Source organism: Flavobacterium sp. FlaQc-57, assembly GCF_044007395.1.
Lineage (GTDB): Bacteria > Bacteroidota > Bacteroidia > Flavobacteriales > Flavobacteriaceae > Flavobacterium.
Genome location: NZ_JBIPDA010000001.1, coordinates 1,395,499 through 1,408,373, shown reverse-complemented (window position 1 = coordinate 1,408,373; position 12,875 = coordinate 1,395,499). Strand labels below are relative to the sequence as shown.

The 12,875-nt window shown below is 33.3% G+C and carries 10 protein-coding genes, 2 tRNA genes, 1 rRNA gene and 1 pseudogene; 12 read left to right on the top strand and 2 right to left on the bottom strand.

The window, feature by feature from the left end; all coding sequences use genetic code 11:
- Nucleotides 1-4 precede the first annotated feature (4 nt).
- The 3 genes from rrf (at nucleotide 5) to ACHRVZ_RS05980 (ending at nucleotide 332) form a co-directional block, all read left to right on the top strand.
- Nucleotides 5-114: ribosomal RNA gene (gene rrf / locus ACHRVZ_RS05990) — 5S ribosomal RNA — on the top strand.
- A gap of 53 nt (nucleotides 115-167) precedes the next feature.
- Nucleotides 168-240, top strand: a tRNA-Phe gene (locus ACHRVZ_RS05985).
- A 6-nt stretch (nucleotides 241-246) separates the two neighbouring features.
- Nucleotides 247-332: transfer RNA gene (locus tag ACHRVZ_RS05980), tRNA-Leu, on the top strand.
- Between the two features lie 277 nt (nucleotides 333-609).
- On the opposite strand, the gene ACHRVZ_RS05975 is transcribed toward ACHRVZ_RS05980, so the two are convergent.
- A complete protein-coding gene (locus ACHRVZ_RS05975; protein WP_395421280.1) occupies nucleotides 610-1,629 on the bottom strand; it encodes a proline-specific peptidase family protein in 1,020 nt (339 codons plus the stop codon).
- A gap of 68 nt (nucleotides 1,630-1,697) precedes the next feature.
- A complete protein-coding gene (locus tag ACHRVZ_RS05970; protein ID WP_395421278.1) occupies nucleotides 1,698-2,207 on the bottom strand; it encodes a GNAT family N-acetyltransferase in 510 nt (169 codons plus the stop codon).
- 124 nt (nucleotides 2,208-2,331) lie between these two features.
- Here ACHRVZ_RS05970 and ACHRVZ_RS05965 point away from each other — a divergent pair, with 124 nt between their 5' ends.
- From ACHRVZ_RS05965 to ACHRVZ_RS05925, 9 genes and pseudogenes are all read left to right on the top strand, one after another.
- Nucleotides 2,332-2,769 (top strand): PepSY-like domain-containing protein, encoded by a 438-nt coding sequence (locus tag ACHRVZ_RS05965; protein ID WP_395421277.1) that lies wholly within the window; start codon nucleotides 2,332-2,334, stop codon nucleotides 2,767-2,769.
- A gap of 148 nt (nucleotides 2,770-2,917) precedes the next feature.
- The gene (locus tag ACHRVZ_RS05960) at nucleotides 2,918-3,973 is read left to right on the top strand and encodes a LacI family DNA-binding transcriptional regulator (RefSeq protein ID WP_395421276.1); all 1,056 of its coding nucleotides are present in this window, start codon (nucleotides 2,918-2,920) and stop codon (nucleotides 3,971-3,973) included.
- 4 nt (nucleotides 3,974-3,977) lie between these two features.
- Entirely contained in the window at nucleotides 3,978-4,814 is an 837-nt protein-coding gene (locus ACHRVZ_RS05955; RefSeq protein WP_395421275.1) for a helix-turn-helix domain-containing protein, read from the top strand.
- A gap of 86 nt (nucleotides 4,815-4,900) precedes the next feature.
- A complete protein-coding gene (locus ACHRVZ_RS05950) occupies nucleotides 4,901-5,446 on the top strand; it encodes a YbhB/YbcL family Raf kinase inhibitor-like protein (RefSeq protein WP_395421274.1) in 546 nt (181 codons plus the stop codon).
- 61 nt (nucleotides 5,447-5,507) lie between these two features.
- A pseudogene (locus ACHRVZ_RS05945) lies at nucleotides 5,508-5,591 on the top strand (hypothetical protein); the annotation flags it as partial.
- Nucleotides 5,592-5,749: 158 nt separating this feature from the next.
- On the top strand, nucleotides 5,750-7,900 hold the full coding sequence (locus tag ACHRVZ_RS05940) for an alpha-glucuronidase family glycosyl hydrolase (RefSeq protein WP_395421273.1): 2,151 nt from the start codon (nucleotides 5,750-5,752) through the stop codon (nucleotides 7,898-7,900).
- A gap of 18 nt (nucleotides 7,901-7,918) precedes the next feature.
- Nucleotides 7,919-8,656, top strand: coding sequence for an SDR family NAD(P)-dependent oxidoreductase (locus ACHRVZ_RS05935; RefSeq protein ID WP_395421272.1), 738 nt, complete (start codon nucleotides 7,919-7,921; stop codon nucleotides 8,654-8,656).
- 39 nt (nucleotides 8,657-8,695) lie between these two features.
- Entirely contained in the window at nucleotides 8,696-9,847 is a 1,152-nt protein-coding gene (gene uxuA / locus ACHRVZ_RS05930; protein ID WP_395421271.1) for a mannonate dehydratase, read from the top strand.
- Nucleotides 9,848-9,971: 124 nt separating this feature from the next.
- The gene (locus ACHRVZ_RS05925) at nucleotides 9,972-12,830 is read left to right on the top strand and encodes a glycosyl hydrolase 115 family protein (protein WP_395421270.1); all 2,859 of its coding nucleotides are present in this window, start codon (nucleotides 9,972-9,974) and stop codon (nucleotides 12,828-12,830) included.
- The last annotated feature ends 45 nt before the right edge of the window (nucleotides 12,831-12,875 follow it).

Sequence of the window (12,875 nt, the reverse complement as noted above, 5' to 3'; positions counted from 1 at the left end):
ACCTTAAGGTGGTTATTGCGGCGGGGCTCACCTCTTCCCATCCCGAACAGAGTAGTTAAGCCCGCCTGCGCAGATGGTACTGCAGTTATGTGGGAGAGTATGTCGTCGCCTTTCTTTTAAAAACCCTGTTAATAACAGGGTTTTTTATTCTTATTTTTAAAAAGTAAGGTACCTTAGCTCAGATGGTAGAGCAATGGACTGAAAATCCATGTGTCCCTGGTTCGATCCCTGGAGGTACCACTTAATGCTCGGATGGTGAAATTGGTAGACACGCTGGACTTAAAATCCAGTGAACAGCAATGTTCGTGCGGGTTCAAGTCCCGCTCTGAGTACTAAAAACTTCAATTGGCTAATGCTAGTTGAAGTTTTTTTTTGATCTAAAATGAATGATTTCTTAATTTCACAATAAAAGTGTTATTTTTTATTATAAACGAACAAAAGATTAATTTTGCGTTGGGTATGGGGAAATTTCCTCTTGCGGGATGTAAGTTTTCTGTTTAAATAAAAATCTAATCTATTAATATTTTAGAGAATAACTAAGTTTCTGTGTTAAAAGCAGGTCTTATTCTATTAAATTCAGTTCGTTTTATGTTATCTTATTTAAAAACTTTAGAAGTTTTCTTTATCAACATCGTTTATAAATTGAACAACTCCGCTCATAAAGACTTTTTGATCATCCCACATGGCTAAATGACTTCCGTTTGGGCAATATAAATAGCGTCCTTTTTTGACTAATTTACTTTGCTCTTGCATAGCTTTAGGATCCATTGTATCGTATTTTGCTCCAATCATTAAGGTTGGAATTGTAATTTCATGTAAACGATTTTTAATATCCCATTTGGCTAATCTACCACTAATTCCAAATTCACTCGGCCCCTGCATTATTGTGTAGACTTCACTATTAATATGTTTAGTTGCGCGATTTAAACCATCTGGCCAATCTTTTAATCGGCATAGATGCTGTTGATAATAATTTGGGATAAGTAACTCCATATATCTCGGATTGTCGAAATCTTTTTTTGCTTCTATAGATCTGATTTCTTTTGAAACTTCAGGTTTCATTTGTTTACCTAGTACTTCATTGGCGTATTTTCCATATTCAGGAGCGCTTGCCATCATGTTTGCAACTAATAGTCCTTTCATATTTTGTTGGTATTTTAGTGCATATTCCATTGCGAGAATTCCTCCCCACGAATTTCCTAGTACATAAAAATTGCTGTTATCTGCACCAATGGCTTTTCGAACTTGCTCGACTTCTTCTACAAAGCGTTCGGTGGTCCATAAGCTACTGTCTTTTGGTTGATCACTATAATATGATCCCAATTGGTCGTATTCGTAGAATTCGAAGCCTTCACGTTGAAAGAAAGTTTCAAAACATTCCATGTATTCATGCGTCATTGCCGGGCCTCCATGCAATAGTAATATTTTTATTTTAGGATTGCTCCCAAAACGCTTTGTCCACACCTTAAATTCACCGACAGATGTTTTTATTGGAATCATTTTTACTCCTGCTGACTCGACATCGTTATTTTGTTGATAGGTAAAATAGTTCGAAAGTACAGTCGATTTAGTTTCGTTTTTACAGGATGTGGTTAGTATTAAGATTATAAGTATGAAGCTATAGCGCATTTGTTTTTAGTTTAAAGTAGATTATTTACTTGTGTGATGAGTTAATGTCTAAATTTTCAGGTATTTTCTTATGAAGGAAACAAATATGCAAAAACATCAAAATTTGCATCGTTAAAAGTAAAACGACTCACCTTGTTCATTCCCATTTTTTCATGAGCTTTCAGAGAAGCTTCGTTATCACTTTTAATAAATAAAATTCCTTCGCGATTGGGTTCCAGACGTAATAGTTTCTGAAACATAAGCTGTGCCAAGCCTTTTCCGCGCTGATTTTGGCTTACGCAAATTGGACCGTAAATATAGGAGTCGTCTGAACCTGAATAAGAAGCAGACATAGCATCAACAATAGGTACTTTGCGTTTATTATTAACAGTTTGAGATGTAGTCAATAGAAAACCTACAATTTCATTGTCAGCAACGGCTATAATTTGAGGCATATCTATCATCATTTCCTGAATCTGATCTGCAGTTAATTGTCCGGATAGAGTTCCGCCTTGAGAAGTTTGATTCGCTTTTTGAAGTTCTATAATTCCGTCCAGGTCCTGAATAGTTGCGATTTTTATATCAATGAATTTTGTCATAAGTTTTTTAATTATAATCAATTACAAGATATGAAATCTTTGTTTTAAAATAATAAAGGTTTCTTAAATTGATTTGAATGCATTTTTGTGTGTTGTAAATTGGTGAAACTTAAATATTGAAATCATGAAAAAGATATTCGTATTTGTATTGTTATTCTTAGGTTTTGTAATAACAGCAAACGCACAAAAGAAAATTGAAGTTACAGAACTACCAAAACCGGCACAGGATTTTTTGAATAAATATTTTAGTAACAGTATTGTAGACATTGCTAAAAAAGATGCCGAACATGGTGAAAAAGGGTACGAAGTGATATTGAAAAACGGTACTGAAATAGAGTTTTGGAAAGATGGTTCGTATCGTGAAGTCGACGGAGGTAAAAGGCCGATTCCAACTGCATTTATCCCAGAAACTATTAAGACTTATGTGGCGAAACATTATCCAAATGAAAAAATAACACACATTGATTATGGTCATAAAGATCTTGATGTAGATTTAACAAACAATATCGATTTGGAATTTACTAAAGAAGGTAAAATTTTAAAAGATAAAAAGGGCAAGTAAAATGCGATTTGATAATTTAAATGCTGTAATGATATTTGTCTTTTAAAGATTAAATAATGTAGCAACATTTTTTTATTTAAACTGCTTTTTTCTGGAATATTATCTTGTCATAAAATAGTTTATATTTACATCTCATATCATTTATTTTATGGAAGAAAATAAACATGTAACGATTTACGATATTGCTGAAAGGCTTAATCTTGCCACGTCAACTATTTCAAGAGCGTTAAAGGACCATCATACGATTAGTGATAAAACAATCAAGAAAGTAAAAAAAACAGCAGAAGAGATGGGTTTTGTGCCTAACACTTTGGCAGCTGGTTTACGTGGAAATAAAACCAAAACGATTGGAGTTTTAATTCCAACCGTTACGCAGCCTTTTTTATCTTCTTTGATCAGTGGTATCGAAATTACAGCTCAAAAATCTGACTATACGGTTATTATCATGCAATCGCATGATTCTTATTTTGAAGAGGTTAATATGGCTAAATCATTGTATAGTAATCGTGTAAGTGGTGTGATTTGCTCTCTGGCAATGGAAACAAGAGACACGTCGCATTTTCAACAATTTTCTAATAATAATATTCCACTTGTTTTTGTTGACAGGGTTCCTAAAGATTACAATACCTTTAGAGTTGTCATCGATAACTATTCAGCGGGTTATAAAGCAACAAAACACCTTATAGAACAGGGTTGTATTCGAATTGCGCATTTAACAGCGGGATCTGAGTTTGGGAATCTTTATAACGAAAGAAAAAGAGGTTATATTGAAGCCTTAAAAGATCATAATTTACCGATAGATGAAGAGTTAATCATTAATTTGAAATCAGTAACGTACGAAGAAGGAGTAAGGGCAAGTAATCAATTATTTGATTTGGATCCAATTCCGGATGGACTTTTTGCACCTGGAGATATTATTGCGGTTAGCGCAGTGCAAACAGCTAAAAAACGTGGGATAAAAGTTCCGGATGAAATCGCAATTATTGGTTTTAATAACGATCCAATATCTCAAATTATTGATCCTAATATTTCTACTATTACACATCCTGCTGAAAAAATGGGAAAAGCCGCAGCTGAAATTATCATTAAAAATTTGAAGTCACAAAAAAGCGATGATGCGAAAGAAATCACTTTCTTAAATACAGAAGTGCTCGCTCGTGAATCTTCCGATAAAAATAAATCTTTAGAGACGACCGTGAAATAATATTATGCATAGTATTATACTTCCTGATGAATTAAGTTTAGAAAGTTCTCAGCTTGTTCAGGTTTTTGATTACAGCAATTCCAAAGGGATTTCTAAACAGCAAATCACTTTAAATCAAAATATTTTTAGCTTTTTGATTGAAGGAACAAAAGAAGTTATTTTTGATAATTCAGCGTTAGCAATAGATAATTCCAAATTTCTCGTTATGAAATCCGGGAATTGTTTGATGACCGAAAAACTCTCAGACGTATCGAATTATCGAAGTGTTCTTTTGTTTTTTACAAATGAAATGGTGTCGCGATTTGTCAGAAAAATTGAATTGAACAAAATCGAATCAATGGTGTGTAAATCAGTTTACGCTTTTGACTATGATGAATTTCTAAAACGATTTGTGTATAGTTTGGTTGATATATTAAAACTTTCAAAAGATCTCCAAAAGAAAATTTTAGAAGTTAAGTTTGAAGAGATAATGTTTTATTTAATGGAAAAGTATGGAGCTGAGTTTCTTTATTCTTTAACCATAAACAGTGACAATGCTACGCAAAAGTTTATACAAGTTATGGAAAATAGTCATCTGAATAAATTGACTTTAAAAGAATTGTCTTTTTTGTGTAATATGAGTGTATCGACATTTAAAAGAGAATTTGAAAAACATTATTCAGAGTCGCCTATAAAATGGTTTCAAAATAAAAGACTGGAATTTGCTCATTATTTACTGCAAAAAGAACAGAAAAAACCGTCTGAAGTTTATTTTGAAATCGGCTACGAAAATTTGTCAAGCTTTACTCAGGCTTATAAATTAAAATACGGCGTTACACCGAAACAACATCAGAAAATTTGAGCTTTTAGCAATAGTTTTTGATCGTTTTTCTACATTTTTTTTGTTTTACAGGATCTAAATTTGGTTAAAATTTAAATCAAAGTAAAATGAAAAAGGTTAATTTAATTTTGGTCATATCCTTAATTTTCACCACTACAATTTTTGGGCAAAAAACATTTACATTAACTAGCAAAGATTTAGGAGGAGAGGCGTCAAAGATTCAGGAATTCAACGGGTTTGGCTGTTCTGGAGAAAATCAATCACCGCAATTGTTATGGAAAAATGCTCCCGAAGGAACAAAAAGTTTTGCCATCACCATGTATGATCCTGATGCGCCAACCGGAAGCGGATTCTGGCATTGGGTTGTATTTGATATTTCTGCAAACGTAAATGAATTGGTAACTAATGCTGGAAATAAGAGCAATTTAATTCCTAAAGGAGCAGTTCAGAGCATTACAGATTATGGAATTAAAGGATTTGGTGGACCGTGCCCGCCCGTAGGACACGGATTTCATCAATATATTATAACAGTTTATGCGCTTAAAATAGATAAACTTGGGACGGATGAAAATACGAATCCGGCTGTTGTAGGCTTTAATCTTTGGAATCAGACATTAGCAAAAGCAAGTATTGTTGCTTATTACAAAAGATAAAACTCAAATTTATCATTGTATGATTTCAAGATTTTGAATCTGAAATTTACCATACTAAAGCAGGATAGTTTTTTTAATTATCCTGCTTTTATTTGTTAGCGGAATATTTTTTTTGAAAAAAAGAGAGCTAAAATTTTTTTCTTAAATAACAATCCTATATTTTTACGCAACCGATTGCAATTGTTGTTTTATTTATAATAATGTATTTTTTAGATTAAAATTTTATCAAATACTTTTATTAAGATATAAAATACTGATGTCACTCAAATGAAAAATTAGAAAAAAAATTAAATTAAATAGTAAATGATTTCATTAAGATTTGTTTTTTGGTTTCTTCTCATTTCTTTTTCAGCTTCAGCTCAAAAGGATTATAAATTGTGGCTTCAATATGATAAGATACAGAACGATGCAATTGCGTTAGAATACAAAAACAATCTTCAGGGAATTGTTTCTTTGGGAAATTCTGAAACTTCACAAATTTCTCTTACTGAATTAGAAACTGGAATATCCAAGATGCTTGGGAATAAGTTGGAAATAAGATCAGAAATACAAGGAGAAAATAATTTAATTGTTGGGACTCAATCTTCTTTAAATTCTGATTTGGAAAAAGTATTTCAATCTGATTTTAGCAAGGTAAATAATGAAGGATTTATTATAAAATCTGTTTTGTTGAAGAATAAAAAACAAATTGTTATTACCGGAAAAAATGATGTTGCCGTTTTATATGGTGTTTATAGTTTCTTGAGACTAATGCAAACTAATAGATCAATCAAAAACCTGAACATTGTCGATGCTCCGAAAACGAATATTAGAATATTAAATCACTGGGATAATTTAGATAGAACTGTTGAACGTGGGTACGCAGGTTTCTCTTTATGGAATTGGCAAAAATTACCTGATTTTATCGATCAACGTTATGTTGATTATGCGAGAGCAAATGCCTCAATTGGAATTAACGGAACGGTTTTGACTAACGTAAATGCAAATGCTTTAATATTAACGCCATTATATTTGGAGAAAGTTGAAGCATTGGCAAATGTGTTTAGACCTTATGGAATAAAAGTTTATTTAACGGCTCGCTTCTCGGCTCCAATAGAAATTGGAGGATTAAAAACGGCCGATCCTAAAGATGCTAGCGTGGCAAATTGGTGGAAAGAAAAAGTGAAAGAAATCTATAAGAGAATTCCAGATTTTGGAGGATTTCTTGTAAAAGCAAATTCTGAAGGTCAGCCCGGGCCTCAAAATTACGGAAGGGATCATGTTGATGGAGCGAACATGCTTGCCGATGCAGTTGCACCTTTTGGAGGTGTGATAATGTGGAGAGCATTCGTATATTCAGAACATGATGCAAATGATCGTGCAAAACAAGCTTACGCCGAGTTTCAGCCTTATGATGGAAAGTTTAAAGACAATGTAATTGTTCAAGTGAAAAATGGAGCGATAGATTTTCAGCCAAGAGAACCTTTTCATCCCTTGTTTGGTGGGATGTCAAAAACACCTTTAATGATGGAGTTTCAAATTACACAGGAATATTTAGGCTTTAGTACACATTTGGTTTTTCTGCCTAAATTGTTTCAGGAAGTTTTAGAATCAGATACTTATCAAAAAGGAAAAGGTTCGACTGTTGCCAAAGTAATTGATGGTTCTCTAAGCCCGCAAAAACTTACCGGAATTGCAGGTGTATCAAACATAGGAAATGATTTAAACTGGACTGGACATCCTTTTGCACAGGCAAATTGGTATGGCTTTGGGAGATTAGCATGGAACCCCTATTTGGATTCTGAAGTTATTGCTGATGAATGGTTAAGATGTACTTTTTCAAATGACGAAAATTTTATTAAACCAGTTAAGAATATGATGATGGAATCTCGCGAAGCGGTTGTAAATTATATGACACCACTTGGTTTGCATCATATTATGGATACAGGACATCACTATGGTCCTGGCCCGTGGGTTTCAGATTTATCCAGACCGGAATGGAATCCAACTTATTATCACAAAGCTGACAAGAACGGAATTGGTTTCGACCGATCTAAAACCGGAACAAATGCGACGGCACAATATGCAACTGAAGTTGGAAAAATCTTTGATAATCTCGAAACCTGCCCTGAAAAAGATTTATTATGGTTTCATCATGTTTCCTGGGATTATAAACTGAAAAGTGGTCAAACGCTTTGGAATGGTATGGCTTTAAAATACCAAGAAGGAGTAAATCAGGTTAAAGACATGCAAAATATCTGGAATAAAGCGGAGAAATATGTTGATAACGAACGTTTTAAAGAAGTTCAAATGTTGTTAGAAATTCAATATAAAGAGGCGAAATGGTGGAGAGATGCCTGCTTGCTTTATTTTCAACAATATTCAGGAAAAGAATTACCTGCGGGAGTTGAGAAGCCAACACAAACTTTAGAATATTTTAAATCATTAAAATTTCCATTTGCACCCGGAAATTAATCATACAAAATAAAAAAAATGAGCAAAAAAACAGCAATTGTAACCGGAGGAAATTCGGGTTTGGGATTTGCAACAGCAAAGAAATTATGTGATAACGGAATCACAACTTATATAATTGGAAGATCAAAAGAAAAAACAGAAAATGCCTGTAAAGAAATTGGCGCAAATGCAATTCCTGTTTTGTACGATCTAAACGATATTGCCGGAATTCCTGCAATGATAGAAAATATTACCAAAAATAATCCAATCGATATTTTGGTAAACAATGCCGGTATCAATCTTAAAAAAGAATTTTCGGATGTTACTGATGAAGATTTTCTATCCGTAATTCACACCAATCTTTTAAGCGTTTTTGCTGTAAGCAGAGAAGTGGTAAAAAATATGAAAGAAAATGGAGCGGGAAGCATTGTAAACATCAGTTCAATGGCTTCTCAATACGGAATTCCAAAAGTAATTGCCTATTCAGCAAGTAAAGGTGCAATTGAATCTATGACGCGTGCAATGGCGGTAGAATTGGCTCCGTTTGGAATTCGTGTAAACTGTATTGCACCTGGATTTATCAAAACAAAAATGTCTTCTACGGCACTTGATAATGACCCTGAAAGAAAAAACAAAGTGCTTTCAAGAACGCCAATGGGCTTTTTGGGAGAGCCTTCAGATATTGCAGACGCCGTTTATTATTTTGCTTTAAGCGAATCAAAATATACGACCGGAACCGTTTTGCCTGTTGATGGAGGAAATAGTATTGGATTCTAATTTAAGTACAAGATTATCATGATAAAAATGCAGCAAACAATGCGATGGTTTGGCCCTCAGGACAGCGTTACTTTAATCGATATAAAACAAGCTGGTGCAACCGGAATTGTAACTGCTTTACATCAAATTGCTGTTGGAGAAATTTGGACACTTGAAGCTATCAAAGAAAGACAACAAATAATTAAAAATGCCGGATTAGATTGGGTAGTTGTAGAAAGTTTACCTGTTCACGAAGAAATAAAGCGTGCGACAGGAAAGTATTTGCAATACATTGAAAACTATAAGATCAGTTTAAAAAACCTTTCAGATTGCGGAATCAAAATTATTACGTACAATTTTATGCCCATTTTAGATTGGGTTCGAACGAATCATAATTTCGTTAATGAAGATGGGAGTAAAGCTTTGTTATACAATCAGGAAGCTTTTATTTATTTTGATGTGTATCTTTTAAAAAGACCAAATTCTGAAAATGATTATTCGGAAACAGAGAAAATAAATGCCTTGCAATTTGGAAGTAAACTTTCTGAAGAAGAGAAAGCATTACTTTTTAAAAATGTTTTATTAGGATTGCCAGGAAGTAAGATCAATTTTACGGCAGAACAAATTCTTTCGTTATTAGATAATTACGCTGATATTGATAATGCGAAACTAAGAGAAAATCTAATTTATTTTTTATCAGAAATAGTTCCAATTGCAGAAGAGTTAGGTTCAAAATTAGCAATTCATCCAGATGATCCACCTTTTTCGGTTTTAGGACTTCCACGAATTGTTTCAACAGAAAATGATATTAAAACCATTTTAGATGCCGTGCCTCTAAAAGAAAATGGACTTTGTTATTGCACGGGTTCATTAGGGGCAGATCCGGAAAATAATCTGGAGAAAATTATTGATGATTTTGGAGATCGAATTCACTTTTTGCATCTTAGAAATACCTTCCGCGAAAGCGCAACTATTTTTAGAGAATCAGAACATTTAAATGGAGATACTAAAATGGAAGTGATTGTAGAGAAGCTTTTATTATTAATGAACAAAAGAAAAGTGAGCTTGCCAATGCGTCCTGATCATGGGTTTCTACATACAGTTGATGAAGAAAAAGAAACGTATCCAGGTTATTCGTTAGTTGGAAGATTGAAAGGTCTTGCTGAATTAAGGGGTTTAGAAATGGGAATTGCTTATAAATTGAATCTATAAATATCGTTTAAGTATTCCAACAGGTTTTTAAAACTTGTTAGGATATGTGTCGTAAACTATGTTTGTTTAAACAAGTGAAACGCCTATGCAGGCAAAAAAAATCTATGATTCTATGTGTTTAAAAATGAAACTATCCCATCTGATTTTATTGCTTTTTCTAATTGGAATCAGCCTACAATCGTATGCCATAAATCCGGATAAATATGTAGTGTATTTGGCTTCCGCCGAAAATTTCCCTTTGGTTTCAAAAGGAAAAACGGCTTCTGTTTTAGTAAGTCAAAATGATTTTTCAGGTGTTTCAAAAGTTGCAGGACATTTAGAAAATGATATTTTTCAGGTTTCAGATTTACATTCAAAAAGAATCAATAAAATTTCAGAAGCATCAGATTATGTAGTTATAATTGGGACACTTGGAAAAAGTGAAATTATCGATCAATTAGTCAAAGAAGGGAAAATTGATGCAACTGAGCTTCGTGGAAAACTAGAAAAATTTACCACACAAATTGTAGAAAATCCTTTTAAAGGAATCAAAAAAGCTTTAGTAATTGCGGGTTCAGATAAAAGAGGAACGATTTACGGAATCTACGATTTGTCCAATCAAATAGGGGTTTCACCTTGGTATTTTTGGGCTGATGTTCCAGTAAAAAAACAATCAGAATTGCACGTTTTACCCGGAATTCATACGCAGGGAGAACCAAAAGTAAAGTATAGAGGGATTTTTATAAACGACGAAGCTCCGGCTTTATCCGGTTGGGCATTTGAAAAATTTGGCGGATTTAATTCGAAATTCTACGATAAAGTTTTTGAATTGATTCTGCGAATGAAAGGCAATTATTTATGGCCGGCAATGTGGGGCAGAATGTTTTACGTTGATGATCCTCAGAATGCTGTTTTAGCCAATGAATACGGAATTGTAATGGGAACTTCGCATCACGAACCGTTAACGAGAGCGCATGCTGAATGGGGAAAATCAAACGGGAAATGGGATTTTAGTACCAATTCAGAAGCATTGATTAATTTCTGGAAAGACGGAATTAAAAGAATGGGAAATAATGAAACCATTGTTACGGTTGGAATGCGTGGTGACGGCGATGAACCTATGACTGAAGGAACTGCAATTGGTTTGTTAGAAAATATTGTAAAAACCCAACGAAATATCATTGCAGATGTGACAAAAAAACCTGCTGAAGAAACACCTCAAATGTGGGCGCTCTATAAAGAAGTTCAGGATTATTATGACAGAGGAATGACTGTTCCTGATGATATCACGCTTTTGTTGTGTGATGATAATTGGGGAAATATCCGCAAACTTCCTGAACTTGATTCAAAACCCAGAAAAGGCGGTTATGGTATTTATTATCATTACGATTACGTTGGTGGTCCGAGAAATTATAAATGGATTAATACGAATCAAATTGAACGTACGTGGGAACAAATGGATTTGGCGTACCAATCTGGTGTCGATAAAATCTGGATTGTAAATGTAGGTGACATTAAACCAATGGAATTTCCGATTGAGTTTTTCTTAGACATGGCCTGGAATCCTGAAAAGTTCAATGCAGGTAATTTAGATCAATATTATAAAGATTGGGCAAAGGAAAATTTTGGAGATCAAAACACAGATGATATTGCTGAAATCTTAAAATTGTATACAAAATACAATTCCAGAAGAAAACCAGAATTATTAGATGCTAAAACCTATAGTATTACAAATTATAACGAAGCAGGAAGAGTTTTAGCAGATTATCAGAAATTGGTTAAAAAAGCCAATTCGATAAACGAGAAACTGAAACCAGAATATAAAGACGCTTTTTATCAGCTGGTTTTATTTCCGGTTTTAGCAAGTTCGAATTTGAATGAATTATATGTTGCCCAGGCTAAAAATTATTTATATACCGAGCAAGGATCATTTTTGGCAAATGATTATAAAGAGAAAGTAAAAGAATTGTTTGAGAAAGATAGTTTGCTGACAAGTTATTATCACACCAAACTTGCAAACGGCAAATGGAATCACATGATGTCACAAACACATATTGGTTATACAAATTGGCAGCAGCCAGATAAAAATGTTATTCCGGGTACCAACTACGTTTTTTATAATCCAGTGGTCAATAAAGTAATAGCTACTGAAGGTACTAAAGAAGTTTTGGATGGAGTTCTTAAAAAGAAAGCTACTTTAATGGATTTAAATTCACTAGATAATAAACCAACATACATCGATTTAATAAATTGTGGAGTGAAAAATTATTCATTTAAAATTATTTCCGATAAAAATTGGATTCTCTTTTCTAATACTGAAGGCATAGTTCAGAAAGAACAAAGAATTTTAATAAATATTGATTGGAAAAAAGCGCCGAAAGGGATAACCAAAAGCCAATTTACGGTTGTTGCTGATTATCGAGAGTTTACTTTTCAATTAAAAATCAATAATATTAAGTCTGATAAAGTTCATGGTTTTATAGAGAGCAATGGTTGTATTTCTATTGAAGCTGCGAATTACTTAAAAGCAATAAATTCTGATTCAGTAAAATGGACGATAATTCGTAATCTAGGAAAATCAGATTCAGGAGTTACTTTAAAACCTTCGAATATTAAACCAATTGAAATTTCAGAACAATCTCCAAGATTGGAATATGATGTGCATTTTTTTAGTAAAGGAAGTGTAAAGGTTCATGCTTATTTTTCGCCAACACTTAATTTTACAACTCGCGACGGCTTAAAATACGGAATTGCTTTTGATAATGAAAAGCCTCAAATAATCAATTTTAATCAGGATAATTCAGAGAAAAACTGGGCTCAATCGGTTGCTGATAATGTCAAAATAGTAACTTCATCACATACAATTGGAAATGCTGGAAATCACGTATTAAAGTTTTACGGAATTGATCCTGCTTTGGTGCTTCAGAAAATTGTAATTGAGACTGAAGAAGGAAAAGTTTTGGAGTCTTATTTGGGGCCACCGGAAAGTTTTAGAAAGGAATAAGGATAAGACCTAACAGGTTTTCAAAATCTGTTAGGTCTCTATTGA